At 59.0% G+C, this 16,780-nt stretch carries 13 protein-coding genes, 1 tRNA gene, 1 pseudogene and 1 CRISPR repeat array (1 of these 16 cut by a window edge); of the genes and pseudogenes, 7 read left to right on the top strand and 8 right to left on the bottom strand.

The window, feature by feature from the left end; all coding sequences use genetic code 11:
* A CRISPR array of direct repeats spans positions 1-1,408; the repeat unit is 37 nt; unit sequence GTTTCCGTCCCCTTGCGGGGAAAAGGTAGGGATCAAC; it reaches 1,460 nt to the left of the window's first position.
* Positions 1,409-1,682: 274 nt separating this feature from the next.
* The 4 genes and pseudogenes from cas2 to NW851_RS02710 all read right to left on the bottom strand — a co-directional run bounded on the left by cas2 (position 1,683) and on the right by NW851_RS02710 (position 4,111).
* Positions 1,683-1,961 carry a CRISPR-associated endonuclease Cas2 gene (gene cas2, locus NW851_RS02725; RefSeq protein ID WP_414334612.1) on the bottom strand — a complete coding sequence of 93 codons (279 nt, stop codon included), beginning with the start codon at positions 1,959-1,961 and terminating at the stop codon, positions 1,683-1,685.
* The gene (gene cas1, locus NW851_RS02720) at positions 1,961-2,539 is read right to left on the bottom strand and encodes a CRISPR-associated endonuclease Cas1 (protein WP_414336942.1); all 579 of its coding nucleotides are present in this window, start codon (positions 2,537-2,539) and stop codon (positions 1,961-1,963) included. Before cas1 ends, cas2 begins: the two co-directional genes overlap by 1 nt.
* 54 nt (positions 2,540-2,593) lie before the next feature.
* A pseudogene (locus NW851_RS02715) lies at positions 2,594-2,729 on the bottom strand (hypothetical protein); the annotation flags it as partial.
* Positions 2,726-4,111, bottom strand: a complete 1,386-nt coding sequence (locus NW851_RS02710) for a TIGR03985 family CRISPR-associated protein (RefSeq protein ID WP_414336940.1) — start codon at positions 4,109-4,111, stop codon at positions 2,726-2,728. The gene NW851_RS02710 and the pseudogene NW851_RS02715, both read right to left, overlap by 4 nt.
* 151 nt (positions 4,112-4,262) lie before the next feature.
* On the opposite strand from NW851_RS02710, the gene crn3 reads away from it, so the two are divergent.
* Positions 4,263-5,168: a CRISPR-associated ring nuclease Crn3/Csx3 gene (gene crn3, locus NW851_RS02705; protein WP_414334606.1), complete on the top strand. Its 906-nt coding sequence runs from the start codon at positions 4,263-4,265 to the stop codon at positions 5,166-5,168.
* Positions 5,169-5,214: 46 nt separating this feature from the next.
* On the opposite strand, the gene NW851_RS02700 is transcribed toward crn3, so the two are convergent.
* The 4 genes from NW851_RS02700 to NW851_RS02685 all read right to left on the bottom strand — a co-directional run bounded on the left by NW851_RS02700 (position 5,215) and on the right by NW851_RS02685 (position 10,886).
* Positions 5,215-6,051, bottom strand: coding sequence for an ABC transporter ATP-binding protein (locus NW851_RS02700; RefSeq protein ID WP_414336938.1), 837 nt, complete (start codon positions 6,049-6,051; stop codon positions 5,215-5,217).
* A 62-nt stretch (positions 6,052-6,113) separates the two neighbouring features.
* Positions 6,114-8,111: a nitrate ABC transporter ATP-binding protein gene (locus NW851_RS02695; RefSeq protein WP_414334603.1), complete on the bottom strand. Its 1,998-nt coding sequence runs from the start codon at positions 8,109-8,111 to the stop codon at positions 6,114-6,116.
* 167 nt (positions 8,112-8,278) lie between these two features.
* A complete protein-coding gene (gene ntrB / locus NW851_RS02690; RefSeq protein ID WP_414336936.1) occupies positions 8,279-9,106 on the bottom strand; it encodes a nitrate ABC transporter permease in 828 nt (275 codons plus the stop codon).
* Positions 9,107-9,581: 475 nt separating this feature from the next.
* The gene (locus tag NW851_RS02685; RefSeq protein ID WP_414334600.1) at positions 9,582-10,886 is read right to left on the bottom strand and encodes a CmpA/NrtA family ABC transporter substrate-binding protein; all 1,305 of its coding nucleotides are present in this window, start codon (positions 10,884-10,886) and stop codon (positions 9,582-9,584) included.
* A gap of 213 nt (positions 10,887-11,099) precedes the next feature.
* Here NW851_RS02685 and NW851_RS02680 point away from each other — a divergent pair, with 213 nt between their 5' ends.
* The 6 genes from NW851_RS02680 to NW851_RS02655 all read left to right on the top strand — a co-directional run bounded on the left by NW851_RS02680 (position 11,100) and on the right by NW851_RS02655 (position 16,748).
* Positions 11,100-12,182 (top strand): tocopherol cyclase family protein, encoded by a 1,083-nt coding sequence (locus NW851_RS02680; RefSeq protein ID WP_414336934.1) that lies wholly within the window; start codon positions 11,100-11,102, stop codon positions 12,180-12,182.
* 150 nt (positions 12,183-12,332) lie between these two features.
* Positions 12,333-12,406, top strand: a tRNA-Arg gene (locus NW851_RS02675).
* A gap of 119 nt (positions 12,407-12,525) precedes the next feature.
* Complete coding sequence (locus tag NW851_RS02670; protein WP_414334597.1) at positions 12,526-15,000, top strand: ATP-dependent Clp protease ATP-binding subunit; 2,475 nt, start codon at positions 12,526-12,528, stop codon at positions 14,998-15,000.
* A 161-nt stretch (positions 15,001-15,161) separates the two neighbouring features.
* On the top strand, positions 15,162-15,797 hold the full coding sequence (locus tag NW851_RS02665) for an ATP-dependent Clp protease proteolytic subunit (RefSeq protein WP_414334595.1): 636 nt from the start codon (positions 15,162-15,164) through the stop codon (positions 15,795-15,797).
* 17 nt (positions 15,798-15,814) lie between these two features.
* On the top strand, positions 15,815-16,102 hold the full coding sequence (locus NW851_RS02660) for a Uma2 family endonuclease (protein ID WP_414334593.1): 288 nt from the start codon (positions 15,815-15,817) through the stop codon (positions 16,100-16,102).
* 34 nt (positions 16,103-16,136) lie between these two features.
* A complete protein-coding gene (locus NW851_RS02655; RefSeq protein ID WP_414334591.1) occupies positions 16,137-16,748 on the top strand; it encodes an ATP-dependent Clp protease proteolytic subunit in 612 nt (203 codons plus the stop codon).
* The last annotated feature ends 32 nt before the right edge of the window (positions 16,749-16,780 follow it).

Genomic DNA, 16,780 nt, shown 5'->3' with positions numbered 1-16,780 from the left:
TCGCAGCGTTTCCGTCCCCTTGCGGGGAAAAGGTAGGGATCAACCTGGCCATGACTCAACTGCGCTGGATTCCGGAAAACCAGCGCGTGTTTCCGTCCCCTTGCGGGGAAAAGGTAGGGATCAACTCTCCGGAAGAACCTGGACGCCAAGGGCGACGACGCCCAGGGTTTCCGTCCCCTTGCGGGGAAAAGGTAGGGATCAACTCGACCACGTCGGCCCACGCGGCTCAACGTTCAAGCGTTGTTTCCGTCCCCTTGCGGGGAAAAGGTAGGGATCAACCCTTGGAACGCTACCCAGAGCAGCACTATCAAATGCTGTTTCCGTCCCCTTGCGGGGAAAAGGTAGGGATCAACCTGGCCGCCGTCTACGGCGTCGAGCCGACGCCCCAGGCGGTGGTTTCCGTCCCCTTGCGGGGAAAAGGTAGGGATCAACCCCGCTGAGTGCGGGTTTCAGTAAGCGGTTAAAACGGTTTCCGTCCCCTTGCGGGGAAAAGGTAGGGATCAACGATTCCTCCTACTATTTCTGCAGCCGGATCGAGCACCCGACGTTTCCGTCCCCTTGCGGGGAAAAGGTAGGGATCAACGCTTGGCTTGCCCCTCACCGATTCACCCAGTTACGACCGGGTTTCCGTCCCCTTGCGGGGAAAAGGTAGGGATCAACCTGGAGCCCGGCGATACCCACGACCCCTACACGGGGGAGTTTCCGTCCCCTTGCGGGGAAAAGGTAGGGATCAACACATCATCTCGGTCGTCCAATCCTTCGTGCGGGGCTTCAAGTTTCCGTCCCCTTGCGGGGAAAAGGTAGGGATCAACCCGAGATCCAGGGGCTTTGGGTGGACGCCAAAGACCGTTTCCGTCCCCTTGCGGGGAAAAGGTAGGGATCAACAGAGGCTGGCGGCGCGGCACCGGCGTTGGGCGAGAGGTTTCCGTCCCCTTGCGGGGAAAAGGTAGGGATCAACGTTGCTTCCGTGTCCAGATGCAGTTTCTGCCGCCCGTTTCCGTCCCCTTGCGGGGAAAAGGTAGGGATCAACGAAGCCCAACAGCCTCAGCGGAAGAAAAAGAAGAAGGAAGTTTCCGTCCCCTTGCGGGGAAAAGGTAGGGATCAACCAGGCGCCTTGGCCACCCGCAAGCAAGGGGGCCAGACGTTTCCGTCCCCTTGCGGGGAAAAGGTAGGGATCAACGGGACGTCCCCGAGGACGTCATTACCCAACTCAGACAAGTTTCCGTCCCCTTGCGGGGAAAAGGTAGGGATCAACCTGACCCAGTCCGAGGTGGAGCGTGCCCTGCAAGGGGCGGGTTTCCGTCCCCTTGCGGGGAAAAGGTAGGGATCAACCATGTACGTTCCTGGGTATGGGATTGGTGAGCGGGTGGTGTTTCCGTCCCCTTGCGGGGAAAAGGTAGGGATCAACCCTACCCCCGGAAAAGCCTGAACTCATGCGGTTTTCAAGGTGCGTTTGCGAGGGAGTACGGAGACTTCCCGACACAGATATTAACATCGCTTTGGCAAATAAGCGCAAGTCGGAGAATTCGCTCTTTTAGGGGCATTATGCTACATTTTCGCGCCAATCCCGGCAAAAGCTACTAGATCCCTCTTAAAAACTGGCGCCGGCAAAGAAAAGCTAGCAATGGCTCGCCCCGACGGATTGCGCACAAAACTTTACAATTTTGGCCGAGCTGAGAACCTCAAAAAATGAGGTAGTCCGGCGGCTCGTAGGGGGGAGGCCCCCCGAAGACCTTGGTGCGTTGTTTGGCGCTGGCATCCAGAGGGTAGGCCCGCAGGCTATCTTCCTGGAGGTTGAGCAGAGGCAGCCACGACTTTTCCAGCTTCTCTTCCAGCTCGGCAGTGTCCAGGGGGCATTCAAAAACGGAGCGTTGCACTCGCTGGCAGCACTGCTCCAGGCACTTGGCCAACTGGTGTCGGCGCTTATCGTCCACCACGTCGTAGCAAACCAACCACAGCATCAGCGCAGCTCCATTGCTTCGTACTCCAGGTTGCCGCTCACCAGGCAACGGCCCAGCCAGCGGGCTTGCTCCAGCACAATTTGGCTCAGGGCTAGGCGACGCGACTGGGGAGGATAGAGCAACGGCTGGCGGAAGCGGCGCTCCAGCTCACCCAAAAACAGCTTTTTGGCCAGGGATCCCAGCCATACGCCTGTCCCATCCGGCGACGGCTCGAAATCTTCCGGGGTGAGCAGGCCAGCCTTGATGAGCTGGATTACGGCCCAATCCACTACCAAGGGCCGAAACTCTTCCATCAGATCCAGCACTAGGTTGGGGCGATAGGGCAAATTGGTGTGGAAAAAGCCCAGGTAGGGATCCAAGCCGGCCATGACGGCTGCCGGGAACACCCGTGCCAGCAGCACCCCGTAGCCCCAACTGAGGAGCGCGTTAATCGGGTCGAGGGGCGGCTGGCGGTTGCGGCCTCTGAAGTTCCACTCGGGCGAGAAGCAGTGCTGGAGAGCTTGGTAATAGATGCGGGCACAATGGCCCTCCAGACCCATCAGGGCTTCCCGCTCTGGGCAAGTGGCGGCGCGATCCAACTATCGTTTCCACGCTGCGATCCAGCAGTTGGGCCAGAGCGGCGGCGGTCAACTGGATCCCGGGCAGTACCACCACTAGCTCTAGTTCGGCCAGGCGGCAAAGCTGCTCTTGGCCGCGGCGCCGAATGAGCAAGCTTTGGTTCTGGCAGTGAACCACGGTACCCGGCTCGGTTAAATAGAGGGTGGTCATGGGCAGGCGGGTTTGGCAAGGGCCAACTCGGGCCGGTAAAACCCCAGCTCTGCCTGCGCTTCTTGGGCCATCTGTTCCCGATAGGCCAGAGGGGCAATCACTTCGCCGTTGGGTCGCCAGTCCCGCAGGCGCATGGTGAAATTGGTGTCTCCCACCCGCACATAGGCGCGGAAGTAGCGGTCGCTGGCCGGCCTCTGCCGGAGAATGTGCAGGATCTTTTCCCGTTCCCCCGCATCGGCCACCTCCCGCCGCACCAAAGCCGGGATCCGCTCGTAGGCAATGGGCTGGAAGGTGGGGTGGCGCACCGTGTTGTCCACGTAGCGGCGGGCAAACTCCGGCGCAAAGCGCAAAATCAAGAGCGCCTTGGGCAGATAGAAATCAGATCCCCAGGCCTCTTCCCAGGCCGCTTGCACCGCTTCGGGGGTGGGCAGGTTCCCCTGCTTCTGGCGGGCCACTAGCTCTGCCGGCACCGCAGGGTCAGACCAGGGCACCACCGTCAGGCGAGGCGAGCAAATGCGATCCAGGCGAAAGTTGTGCCAGCCCAGGGATCCGGCAGCCTGCGGGAGCTGACCAAAGGCCGCCAAATACTTGGCGCGGCGGGCATAAAACAGGCAAACCGGGTAGGTGAAAACCCTTTGGATCCCGTGCTGGCGGGTTTCGTAATCAAAGCGGATCAGCCCTGCCGCCGGTTTTGTCCAGAAGGCCTCTAGCTGGTTTTGGTATTCGTCCACCCGCTCCTGCTGTTCGTCGGAGAGGATGTATTCAAACCAGACAAACAGCCGCCGCTGCCGGTGTTGATGACCTCTCCAGATATCGTCCAGCAACACCTGCACGTCGGGATGCACAAAGGCCACGTCGCTGAGGACGTGGTAGATCTGCTCAAGCTGGCCGCCCGACAACGTCAAGGCCGAGGCAGCCGTCGGCAAGGAGGGGCGATCCCCGGCGGCGCGGCAGCGAAAGTTATCTCTTCGCTTGGAGTTGGCCTCGATTGGCTGCAGCCAGCCCCGGGCGGCCAGGTAGTCCAGCTCTTTGCGCAGGGTGCGGTGGGTCTTGAAAAAGGGCCGGCTAGCCAGCAGCGTCTCCAGATGGGGAACTTCAGCTTTCAAGGCGGCCACCAGGTCGGGATCCTTTAGCCAAAAGCTCAGGGGCTTCTGGCAAATGCAGCCGGGATCTGGGCAGGCGATCCCATGGGGCAAATCCTGCTTGGGGTGGTGGGGCGAGAAGAGACGATCGCGGATGTGGGTGTAGCCAAAGGTCTGCGGCAGATCCGGCCAGCGGTTTTCGCCATAGAGGCACTGGAGCAGCACCCACAGACGCACCGCCCGCTCCAGGCGCTCTGGCAACTGTCCGCCCGCCAGCCAGCGCAATACTTCTGCCGTCAAAGGCAACTCCCCTCCGTTCATCTCCCCCCTCCAGGGCAAGGCACAGACCAAGGTCGGATCCCTTCGCCCCTACTCTGCCAACAATTGGAAGCTCCCGATTCCAATCTTTTCCATACTGGAGCCAGTCTGTTGTCGTTCCGTCCCCATTGCTATGGCTGCTGTAGCACTGCAGTTGCGGTCTGGCTATCTGGCCCATTGGCCGCAGAAACCCCATCTTGGCGGGCTATCGTTTCAGGTGATTGAAATCGAGCTGACCCGACCGGATCGGCTGGTTTTCCCGGAAGACCTGGCCCAACTGCGTCTGCCTGGGGGGATCGACCCCCGCTTGGGAGTGGTGCTGAGCGGGCGCGCCCCCATTTGGCTCTACGGCTGGTTGGTGCATGAGTGCCATTTCACCCGCTGGGTGGCCTGCTACGACCCGCGCCTGGGGGCAGTGGTGGTCTCCAGCCACAGCCCAGAGGTGCAGGTGGGCGAGATCATCCCCTGGGTGCAGGGCAGGCCAGGCTCAGAATTGGCGGCGGCAGTGATGGTGGTGGGCCCTCCGGATAGCGGTAAAAGCCGCCTGGCCCGCGCTCTTTTCGAGGCCCTGCTGCCCCAGGATCCCAACGTTTATCTACAGCGGGCCCACTGGGATGGGGAAGGAAATTGGACGTTGGATCTGCCGCCGGAAGAAGCCAAAATCCTCAAGCACCGCTACCGGGGACGTTTGACCCCTGAATTTTTCAGCTTCCACGCCCAGGCCATCCTCGCCCTGCGCCAACAAAAAAGCTTGGTGATCGTGGATGTGGGCGGCAAGGTGGATCCCCACAAGCAGCCGATCCTGGAAGCCTGCTCCCATTACCTCTTGGTCAGCCGGGATCCGGCGGCCATCCCCCTCTGGCACGAGTTTTGTCGGGATCGGGGCAACCTGCGGTGTGTGGCCGTCCTGCACACGGGCCCCTGCCAGGAAGATCTGCCCAGGGATCCCAACCAACTGGAGCTGTGCTGGGATCCCGGCTCTCCACTTCCTGCTGAGCTGCTGCAGGCCGTGCGCAGCTTGGTCGGCTCAGCAGGATAAGGGCAGGAGTTCCAGCTGGGGTTTGCAGATCGGGTTTTTGCAGCTCTTAGTTAGCCGCTTCAGGGTTGGCCTCACGACCGTAGAGGTAGCTGAGGACAGAGTTGCGCAGGCGATAGTACTGTGGATCCTCCAAAATTCGCTCGCGGTCGCGAGGACGCGGGAAGGGAATAGAGATGATTTGCCCGATGGTGGCCGCAGGGCCATTGGTCATCAAGACCAAACGGTCGGCCAAAAACAGTGCCTCGTCAATGTCATGGGTAATCATCAAAACTGTGCAGCGATGTTCCTCCCAAATGCGCAACAGCTCCTCCTGAAGTTCTTCTTTGGTGATGGCATCCAAAGCCCCAAAGGGTTCATCCAAAATCAGCACTGCTGGGCGGATTGCCAAGGCACGAGCAATGGCCACCCGCTGTTTCATCCCTCCGGAAATTTGCGGGGGATATTTCTGGGCTGCTTCCCCCAGTCCCACCAGATTCAGGTGTTCTTCTACAATTTGATGCTTTTCTGACTGGCTCTTTTGGGGAAACACCGCCTGAACAGCCAAGTAAACATTTTCATAAACTGTGAGCCAGGGCAACAAGGCATACCCTTGAAACACCACCATGCGATCTGGCCCAGGAGCTGTAATCGGCTGGCCTTTGAGCTTTACCGAGCCGCCGGTGGGCTGGGTAAAGCCAGAAACCATATTCAGCAGGGTGGTTTTGCCACAGCCAGAATGCCCAACGATGCAAACAAATTCTCCTTCACAGACGCTGAGGTTGATATCGCGCAATACGGGATACTCCCCCTTAGGAGTTGGGTAACTCTTGCTGACATTCTCAAGGGTTAAGTAGGGCTCTGCGGCTGTGGCTGCTGGGGTAGAGGTTGTCAAGAGGGCAGTCATCGTGGGGTGCTCCAATTCATCGTTTTCTCACAACTGGGAACGTGCTTTTACCAAGGAGATCTCTAGAGCAACACGGGACGACGATCCCAAGCAACCTCGGCTACGTAAATGTCGTGCTTAATCGCCAAACTGTTGAGGTAAGCCAAGGGATCCTCACCATTAAAAGGGATCCCGTCGAACAATTGAATGGGCTGGCGTTGGTAAGACACATCCAGCCCCAGCTCGCGGGCCGCCGTACTGAAGACTCCCACCTGACACACCCGCTCCACGATCTCTACCCAGTTGCGCGGGAAGGGCAGATCCCCCCAGCGGGCCATTTGCGTCATCATCCACAGATGCTCGGTGCGACTGGGACGGTTGCCGGCACCCAGAAAGAAGCGGTGGTGGGCATATTCCCGCATTGGCATGTCTAGGTCACAGAGCAGGCGCTGGGGATCCCCCAGGTGAATGTAGGAAGGATCAGTGCTCAGGTAGGCGCGGCGGCTGAGCAGCTCGCGAATCTCGTCGTGGTGGGCCGGATCTTCACAGTAGCGACAGGCTTCCAGCAACGCTTTCACCAGGGCAATGTGGGTGTTGGGATAGGCCCTGGCCCACTCTTCGCGCACCCCCAACACTTTGCCGGGGTGGCCCAGCCAAATCTCCAAATCTGTAGCCACCGTAAAGCCGCTGCCCTCCAGAGCGGCCCGCAAGTTCCAAGGCTCTCCTACACAGTAGCCGTCGATGTTGCCGGCTGTTAGGTTGGCCACCATCTGGGCCGGGGGCAGGGTTTTCAGCACAACATCGTGATCCGGGTGGATCCCGCCGGCTGCCAGCCAATAGCGCAGCAGCAAGTTGTGCATGGAGCTGGGATGCACCACCCCAAAGGTCAGCCGACGGCTGGGGCTATCTAAGATGTAAGCCCTCAACTGGCTCAGCGTGTGGATCCCTTGCTCGTAGAAGCGCCTGTGCAGGGTAATGGCATTGCCGTTGCGGGTCAAGGTAAGGGCAGTCACCACCGGCTGAGGCGGATTGTCCCCGCCGCCCAGAGACATCCACACCGGCATGCCGGCGGGCATTTGGGCCGCATCCAAGTAACCTCCCTGGATGCCGTCTTGGATCCCTCGCCAACTGGTTTCCCGCACCAGATTGACTTCTTCCAGGCCGTGTTTGGCAAAAAACCCCTTTTCTTTGGCCACCGCCAGCGGGGCGCAGGCGGTCAGGGGCACAAAGCCAATCTCCAAGTTGATCTTTTCCAAACCGTGCCTGGCCACCACGGTGCTGCGGCGGGCCCGCCACTGCTTGATCCGTTTTTGCTGGTTCAAAAAGTAGATGATCTCGCTGCGATAGCTGTAGTAGCTGGGGTGATTGACCACCTCCAACCGGCGGCGGGGGCGGGGAATATCGATGGTTAAAATATTGCCAATTCGGGATCCCGGCCCGTTGGTCAGCATCACCACCCGATCCGAGAGCAGGACGGCTTCATCCACATCGTGGGTAACCATGAGGGTAGTCACGTGATGTTCTTCGCAGATGCGCATCAACTGCTCCTGCAGATTCCCCCGTGTAAGGGCATCCAAAGCGCCAAAGGGCTCGTCCAACAACAACACCTTGGGCCTTACCGCCAAAGCGCGAGCGATGGCTACCCGCTGCTTCATGCCCCCTGAGAGTTGCGCTGGGAACTTATCCGCCGCCTGCCGCAAACCAACCAGATCGATATGTTCTTCGACAATCTGCTGACGCTCTGCTGGGGAGTAGTTTTTCAGCACAGCGTCTACGGCCAGGGCAATGTTTTGCCGAACCGTTAGCCAAGGCAAAAGGGAGTAATTCTGAAACACCACCATGCGATCGGGGCCGGGAACGGTGATGGTGTGTCCATCCAAAGCCACGATCCCTCCGGTGGGCAAAGACAACCCCGCCACCATGTTCAACAGGGTGGACTTGCCGCAGCCGGAGTGGCCGATTAAGGAGACAAACTCCCCGCGGTGAATTTGGAGATCGATCCCTTGGAGAGCAAGATATTCTTGGCCCCCAGGCAGACCAAACGCTTTTTCCACTTGCTCTACACTGACCAGTACAGACACAGAAGACCTCCCCACCTGTAGATACTCTCAATTTGCTCGGCAACTCGGATCCCAGACCTCAATTCTACTCTTTTTGAAGAGCGGATTGGAGCAAACACTCAAAGACAATGGAAGAGGGATCCCAACTCAATTGGATGGACATGCAGTGAAAAGATCTGCAAACGGGGCTAGCGATTGGCTATTTTGTTTTGCAGGGCAGCCACCAGCCGATCCAAAAGCAAGCCCACCGCCCCAATGTAGATGACAGCAACGATGATCTCAGTTACATAATTCTGCTGGTAGGCATCCCAGATAAAAAAGCCGATCCCTGGCACGCCAGACATGACAATTTCTGCAGCAATAATCGCCAGCCAGGAGAGACCGATGCCAACCCGCAAACCTGTGAACATGTAGGGCAAAGCAGAGGGCAACAGCACCTTAAAAAAGAAGTCTATCTTGGAAAGCCTCAGCACTCTAGAAACGTTGATGTAGTCTTCCGGGATCTGCCTCACCCCCACCGCCGTGTTGATCAAAATGGGCCAGATCGAGGTGATGAAAATAACAAACAGGGCAGCCGGCTCATTGCGCTGCAAAGCCGCCAAGGAGATGGGCACCCAGGCCAAGGGAGCCACCATGCGCAAAAATTGGAAGAGGGGATCCAAAGCGCGGTTGATCCACACGCTGCTGCCCACCAAGATCCCCAGGGCAATGCCCACCAAGGCAGCGCTGCAGTAGCCGATGGCAACCCTTTGCAGGCTGGCCAAGGTTTGCCACAGCAGCCCTTGGTCGAGGTCGCTGTTGCGATACAGAGGATGCAGGATTAGATAACGGCTGCGCTCATCCATCCAAATATCCCATGGCCCCGGCAGCCGGATCAGGTTGGCGCTGGACAAAAGTTGCCAGATCAACAAAAATCCCGCAATGCCAACCACGGGAGGGAGGATCTGATCCCGATACTTGGCAAAGTCAAACTTGGCCGTCGAAGACTTTGCCGGAGAAGAAAGTGTCGTCGTCATGGCTCCTAGAGAGGATAGGGTTTTACACAGTTCTCCGTTGCTGCGCCCCCAGAACATCTCGACCGAGGGGTTCTACAGAGTGCTGGCAACAGAGCACGAACTTGGATCAGACTTGCCTTTTCCTTGGACGGGCAAACACAAGGACTGCAAGCTCGACAAAACTCTCACAACAATCAGTAAAATCAGCGCCCCCATCGCTATCGAGAGGATGAGCTTGTCCCAGTGGGGCTGAGCCGGTCTCTCGAAGCAGGGATCCCTGGAGTATTCCCGCGGAACGTGAAGTAGAGCTAACATAGCCGATCCTCGCCATAGCGTTCAGAAATCTTCATCAGAATCCTTTAAAAGGCGCAAGGCTAACAGTTTAACTTGATGGGAGCGGGCAGCTCGGCCCAGCTTTTTTTAACTCAATGGAATCCCACCAATGGTCTGGATCTCTACTACACAAGAAGCACGTCTATGTTGACCTGAGCCGAGACTAGGCCCTCTTGATTTTCAGGCTGTTCAAGTAGGCCTGGGGATCTTGAGGGTCAAACACCACCCCATCGAAGAAACGCTCCGTTCCTCGCGAAGTGTTGCTGGGAATGTTCTTCACCCCCAAAGCCTGGGCGGCCTCGCGCCAGAGATCTTCGCGGTTGACCTCATCCACCAGACGGCGGGCAGTATCCAGATCCTTGAGGAAGCGAGCGTGGAAGCCCCAACGCAGCGATTCCGTCAAGAACCAGAGGTCATGGCTCTTGTAGGGATAGGAGACGCTGCCCCGCCCATCTTCCCAGTACAGGGGCCCGGCGCTGAAATCTTGAACAGCCGGCTTGCCGTCTCCCAATTCGTACTTGCCCTGAAAAGGAGGCGTGAGAACCTCGACCGGCACATTTAGATAAGCACGCCCCGAAAGGATGCGCACCAGCTCTTCACGGTTGGCCGGATCGTCGCACCATTGCTGCGCTTCCATGACCGCCATCAAAGTGGCCTGCGTGGCCTTGGGGTTTTTCTCCACCCAGTCGGCGCGAATGGCCAAGTATTCTTCAGGGTGAAAAGGCCAAATCTGCTGGGTGAGAGCCGCCATGAAGCCGATTTTATCGGCCACAATCCGGTAGGGCCAGGGATCCCCGGTGCTAAAAGCATCCATGGTGCCATTGCGCATCCCCTGCACCGTCTCGGCAGAGGGTACCGCCAACAGGTCGATGTCTTGATCCGGATCTATCCCCCCAGCAGCCAGCCAGTAGCGGATCCAAAAATCTTGATTGACGTTGGGGAAGGTATGGGCGGCCTTGAATTTGCGTCCGTTGCTGGCGCTGAAATTTTTGATGTAGTCTGCGGCTCCGGAAACATCCAGCCCCAAGCCCTTGCCCGCATGCATTCCGGCAATGGCAATCCCGTTGCCTTGGGTGATCAACTGGCACAGAACCGCCATGCGCACCGGCTGGTTGTTGGTGATGGCACCGATGTGGATCATATGGGGCATCGGCATCTGCCACTGGCCGCCGTCAATGCCCCCACCCGCCGAGCCGATCACCACGTTGTCGCGGGCTGCCGGCCAACTGGCCTGCTTCAACACCTCTACGCCGGTCATGCCGTGCTTGGCGAAAAAGCCCTTCTCCTTGGCGATGATCAGAGGGGCAGATTCCACAATCGGAATAAAACCCAGCCTGAGGTTGGGGGTTTCCGGGCCGCTGGCTTGAGCAACCCAGTAGCCCGTACTGGCCCGTGCTAGGCTGCCACTCACAAGCCCACCCACTGTGGCTGCACCCGCGGACAATAAAAAGCTGCGACGTGATGTCATGATCACCTCATCTTTGACAGAATATGTGAGCGCCAAGCAAAACCTTTCCAGTTCAAGCCGCTAGACCGACGGATTCCCCTCGTAAAGAAATCCTTAAATCTCAGCTTGGTTGATATCCTAAAAGCAGACAGGCATAGAAACAATACAATTATTCTTTTGGTATCTATAGGTTTTTCCCTATCTTTTGGCGATTCTCGAAGGAGTTGCTCTCCGGTGGCAGAGGGCTTTAAGCAAAACGGCTCAACGGATGGGGGATCCCTGCCCCATGCCGGCTATCACTGGGACGGTTGTGCCGAGCCGTTTTTTGAAGGTTGGTACAGCCGTGTCACCTTGCCCGGGGATCCGCCCCTCAGCTTTGCCTTCATGTACGCCATCGATCCCAGGCGAGGAGGCATGGCGCAGGTGTTGGGGCCGGACGAGGAGCTGCAGTGGCGCACCTTCCCCAACCCGCAGCGCTTCTGGGCCAGTTGGCGGCATCTGGCCTTGGGGCACTCCGGCGGGCCAGGCGAGAGCTGGCGAGGGCTGCAGGAGCCCCTCACCTTTTTCCAGCGCACCGCCAGCGGCTACCAATACAGCGCCCACCTCAACCAAGGGATCCTGCCAGATCCCACCCGGGCCGAGCCGGTTCGCTGGCTCTATCGCATCCAACCCTGCTGCGCCTATGGGATCCCGCCGCGGGCCACCATGGGAGCCTGGTCTTATCTGCCCATCTTTGAGCCGGGCTGGCAGATCCTGATGAGCCACGGCCTGGCCAGCGGCTGGGTGGAGTGGCGGGGCAGGCGCTACGCATTCGAGCAGGCCCCCGCCTACGCCGAAAAAAACTGGGGGCAGAGCTTCCCTCGTCGCTGGTTTTGGATCCAGTGCAACGCTTTTCCCGACCATCTCGGCCTCAGCCTCACCTGCGCCGGAGCCGAGCGACAGGTGCTCACCCGCCCCGAAGAAGTCGCCTTAATCAGCTTGCATGGGTGGGGATCCCAGCCTTTTTTGGAATGGCGGCCCGGCCAAGCGCGGCTAAGCTGGCAGGTAGATCCCTGGGGATCCTGGCAGGTGCGCGGTGAGGGATCCCACTGGTGCATCCAAGTAGAAGGTCATACACAGCAGCCTGGGCAAACCGTCTTCACCCCTGGCCCGCAAGGGATGCGGCGCAACTGCCGCGACACCTTGGCCGGGCATCTACAAACCCGCCTGTGGCGGCGCAACGGCCAAGTCTGGATCCAGGTGCTCACGGCCAGCAGCTCCCAAGCCGGCCTCGAGGTGGGGGGAGAAGTTCTGCGCTCCTGGCCAGGGCATTGTTGAACCTTGGCGGATATCTACACCCCCCTTGGACTTTCCCAAAAACGCTCTTGTGCTAGAATACCTAAGCCACACTGATAGGCGTCCATCTCTGAAGAGGAGAGGCAGGTCTTCAACCGTGGCTGTTTTGCTTTTCCTGTAGGTAGATAGCTTGCGCCTGTAGCTCAGTGGACTAGAGCACGTGGCTACGGACCACGGTGTCGGGAGTTCAAATCTCTCCAGGCGCGTCACGATCCCAGATGATTTTTCGTCTGGGGTATTTACCCTACCTTAGTTGGCCTGAATCCTGTGTTAGGATTAGGCCTATCAAGTCCGCCTTGATGCAGGCGTAGGGAGCCCGAGGATCATGTTTGAACGCTTTACAGAAAAAGCCATCAAGGTGATCATGCTGGCCCAGGAGGAGGCCAGACGGTTAGGTCACAATTTCGTTGGCACCGAGCAAATCTTGTTGGGGTTAATCGGCGAGGGCACTGGGGTCGCCGCCAAAGTTCTCAAGTCCATGGGAGTGAACTTGAAGGACGCCCGCATTGAAGTCGAGAAAATTATTGGCCGGGGATCCGGCTTTGTGGCTGTCGAGATCCCTTTCACTCCCCGCGCCAAGCGAGTGCTGGAGCTCTCCTTAGAGGAAGCTCGCCAGCTCGGCCACAACTACATCGGCACTGAGCACCTGCTCCTGGGCCTGATCCGCGAAGGGGAAGGGGTAGCCGCCCGCGTTCTGGAAAACCTGGGGGTGGATCTGTCCAAGGTGCGCACCCAGGTGATCCGCATGTTGGGCGAGACCGCCGAAGTGACGGCAGGGGGTGGGTCTTCCAGCCGCACCAAAACGCCAACCCTGGACGAATTCGGCTCCAACCTCACCCAATTGGCCCAAGAGGGCAAGCTGGATCCGGTGGTGGGTCGGACGCGGGAAATCGAGCGGGTGATCCAGATCTTGGGCCGCCGCACCAAGAACAACCCCGTCCTCATCGGCGAGCCGGGCGTCGGCAAGACCGCCATTGCCGAAGGTCTGGCCCAGCGCATTGTGCAGGGGGATGTGCCCGATATCTTGGCCGACAAGCGAGTGATCAGCTTGGATATCGGCCTGTTGGTGGCCGGCACCAAGTACCGCGGCGAGTTTGAGGAGCGCCTCAAGAAAATCATGGATGAGATCCGCAACGCCGGCAACATCATCCTAGTCATCGACGAGGTGCATACCCTCATCGGGGCCGGGGCTGCCGAAGGGGCCATCGATGCTGCCAACATTCTCAAGCCCGCCCTGGCCCGCGGCGAACTGCAGTGCATCGGCGCCACCACGCTGGATGAGTATCGCAAGCACATCGAGCGAGATGCCGCTCTGGAGCGTCGTTTCCAGCCGATTATGGTGGGCGAGCCGAGCGTTTCAGAGACGATCGAGATCCTGTTTGGTCTGCGGGAGCGCTACGAGCAACACCACAAGCTGAAGATCTCCGATGCGGCTTTGGATGCGGCGGCCAAGCTGGCCGACCAGTACATCTCCGACCGCTTCCTGCCGGACAAGGCCATCGACCTCATCGACGAGGCGGCTTCACGGGTGCGCCTGATCAACTCGCAACTGCCGCCGGCGGCGCGGGAGCTGGATCAGGAGCTGCGGCGGGTGCTCAAGGAGAAGGATGCCGCGGTGCGGGCCCAAGACTTCGACAGGGCCGGTGAGCTGCGGGATCGGGAGATGGAGATCAAGCAGCAGATCCGCGCCATTGCTGCTGCCAAGAAGGCTGAGGAAAGCAGCCGCGAGGAGATGCCGGAGGTCACCGAAGAGGACATCGCCCAGGTGGTGAGCGCCTGGACAGGGGTGCCGGTGGCCAAGCTGACCGAGAGCGAGTCGGAGAAGCTGCTGCACATGGAGGAAACCCTGCACCAGCGCATCATCGGCCAAGATGAGGCGGTGCGGGCCATCTCTCGCGCCATCCGCCGCGCTCGCGTGGGGCTGAAAAACCCCAACCGCCCCATCGCCAGCTTCATCTTCTCCGGCCCGACGGGAGTGGGCAAAACCGAGCTGACCAAGGCCCTGGCGGCCTACTTCTTCGGCTCCGAGTCGGCCATGATCCGCCTCGACATGTCGGAGTACATGGAGCGGCACACGGTCAGCAAGCTGATCGGATCCCCGCCCGGATATGTCGGCTACAACGAGGGGGGCCAGCTCACGGAAGCGGTGCGGCGCCGTCCCTACACGGTGGTGCTCTTCGACGAGATCGAGAAGGCCCACCCGGATGTGTTCAACCTGCTGCTGCAGATCCTGGAAGATGGCCGCCTGACCGACGCCAAGGGCCGCACGGTGGACTTCAAGAACACCCTGATCGTGATGACCTCTAACATCGGCTCGAAGGTGATCGAGAAGGGCGGCGGCAGCCTCGGCTTCGAGTTCAACACCAACGACGAAGATGCAAACTACAACCGCATCCGCAACCTGGTAAACGAAGAGCTGAAGCAGTACTTCCGGCCTGAGTTCCTCAATCGGGTGGACGAGATCATTGTCTTCCGGCAACTGACCAAGGACGAGGTGAAGCAGATTGCCGACATCCTGCTCAAGGAAGTGTTCGACCGCATGACGGAGAAGAAAATCCGCCTCACGGTCAGCGATCGCTTCAAAGACTTGGTGGTGGAGGAGGGCTACAACCCCAGCTATGGGGCGCGTCCGCTGCGCCGTGCTATTCAGCGCCTGTTGGAAGACATCTTGGCGGAAGAGATCTTGACCGGCCACGTCAAAGAGGGCTCGGAAGTCCTCATCGATGTGGACGAGGAGCGCAAGCCCAAGGTGCTGGTCACGCAGCCGGAGCGGGTTCTCTTGCCGCAGGGAGCGGAGTAAAGCTGCGGCGGGGCATCTGTGTCTCCCCTTCAGGTTCTGGTTGCTAGGAAGACAAGGGATCCGCTGCTGTTCTCGGATCCCTTGCTCTTATCCTTCGTCTGTGTTGCTGTTCTAGGCAGTTGTCTTTAGAGTCAAGGGATTGGCCGTAGGAGAACTTTGGCATGGTGCAATCGACCTACTACTACTATGGCGGCGCTCCGGTTCGGACTCCGCCTCCCGATTTGGCCTCGCTGCTGTTGCAGGAGCGCATTGTCTACCTGGGCCTGCCCCTAGCAGAGGAGTCGAATGCCAACGTCACCAAGCTGATTGTGGAACAACTGCTGTATTTGCAGTACGAGGATCGGGAAAAGCCGATCAAGATGTACATCAACTCGACGGGCACCTACAGCTACGACACGGCAGCGTTTGCCATTTTGGATACGATGAACTACATCAAGCCGCCGGTGCATACCATCTGCATTGGCAATGCCATCGGTATGGCAGCCATGTTGTTGGCGGCGGGCGCCAAAGGGTTCCGGGCCAGCTTGCCCAATGCCACGATCGTGCTGCATCAGCCCTACGGTGGCACTCGCGGACAGGCCAGCGATATTGAAATTCGCACCCGCGAGATCTTGACCCTGCGCAACATGATGCTGGAGGAATTGTCTCGCAGCACGGGCCAACCTCTGGAGCGCATCAAGAAGGACACGGAGCGGCTGTTTTTCATGACTCCGGAAGAGGCCAAAGCCTACGGCCTCATCGACCAGGTGTTGACCAGCTCCAAAGTCTTGCCGAAGTTGGCAACAGCCAAAAATTAAAACAGAGGGCTCCGTCGATGGTTCAAGTCCCTGCACAGCCTTTAACGGCGGAGGGGTACCTACGCCTCACGAACTGGCCTTATGAAAAACGCGATTATCAAGACAAGCGCAAAGACTGTGCTGCCGGTGGGATCCCGGAATACTGGATTGGGGATCCCGCTAAGCAGTCGGTTTCCGTGTTGCGCTGGGTTGGTGGGGAATACGAAGACGAGGTTAAAACCGGCCCTGAACGCATTGTTGCCTCGGTTTTGCCCCAGCTAGATTTGAGCGTGGAAGAAATCTTGCAAGCGCGTCGTTCTGTGTAGTGTTCCGTGCTGCATACTTTGCCAGGAGAAACTTATGCCGATTGGAGTGCCCCGCGTTCCCTACCGTCTGCCCGGTGAGCCCTACAGCCAGTGGATCAGCCTCGACGACCGCCTCTACCAAGAGCGGATCTTGTTTATTGGCGAGCCCATCGATGACAATTTGGCCAATACTATCGTGGGGGTGATGCTCTACCTCAACTCCCAGGATCCGCAAAAAGACATTGTGATGTACATCAACTCTCCGGGCGGCTCTGTGACGGCGGGCATGGCCATCTACGACACCATGAACCACATCAAGCCGGACATCGTAACCGTTTGCGTGGGCCAGGCAGCCTCGATGGCGGCCTTTTTGCTGGCTGCCGGCACCAAGGGAAAACGCTTTGCCCTGCCCCACTCCCGCATCATGCTGCACCAGCCTTCTCTGGGCACGATCCAAGGCCAGGCCAGCGATATCGAAATTCGCGCCCGCGAAACTCTGCGGGTCAAACGGCGCATGAATGAGATCTTGGCGCAAACCACCGGCCAACCGCTGGAGAAAATCGAGCGGGATGTGGAGCGAGACTTTTACCTCTCGGCCACGGAAGCCCAGGCTTATGGAATTGTCGACCGGGTGATCCAAGAGCGCTCGGAAGCCATGGCCAGCTAAGGGGGATTTTGGCTCGCCGCAAAAAGAAGACC

Origin of the sequence: Synechococcus sp. H55.7 (assembly GCF_047462395.1) — a bacterium.
Taxonomy (GTDB): Bacteria; Cyanobacteriota; Cyanobacteriia; order Thermostichales; family Thermostichaceae; genus Thermostichus.
This window is presented reverse-complemented; position numbering and strand designations above follow the sequence as displayed.

Coding starts and splice junctions, on each gene's coding strand:
- cas2 (WP_414334612.1), bottom strand. CDS start 1,961: ATGCTGTGGTTGGTTTGCTACGACGTGGTGGACGATAAGCGCCGACAC.
- crn3 (WP_414334606.1), top strand. CDS start 4,263: ATGGCTGCTGTAGCACTGCAGTTGCGGTCTGGCTATCTGGCCCATTGG.
- NW851_RS02700 (WP_414336938.1), bottom strand. CDS start 6,051: ATGACTGCCCTCTTGACAACCTCTACCCCAGCAGCCACAGCCGCAGAG.
- ntrB (WP_414336936.1), bottom strand. CDS start 9,106: ATGACGACGACACTTTCTTCTCCGGCAAAGTCTTCGACGGCCAAGTTT.
- NW851_RS02685 (WP_414334600.1), bottom strand. CDS start 10,886: ATGACATCACGTCGCAGCTTTTTATTGTCCGCGGGTGCAGCCACAGTG.
- NW851_RS02670 (WP_414334597.1), top strand. CDS start 12,526: ATGTTTGAACGCTTTACAGAAAAAGCCATCAAGGTGATCATGCTGGCC.
- NW851_RS02665 (WP_414334595.1), top strand. CDS start 15,162: ATGGTGCAATCGACCTACTACTACTATGGCGGCGCTCCGGTTCGGACT.
- NW851_RS02660 (WP_414334593.1), top strand. CDS start 15,815: ATGGTTCAAGTCCCTGCACAGCCTTTAACGGCGGAGGGGTACCTACGC.
- NW851_RS02655 (WP_414334591.1), top strand. CDS start 16,137: ATGCCGATTGGAGTGCCCCGCGTTCCCTACCGTCTGCCCGGTGAGCCC.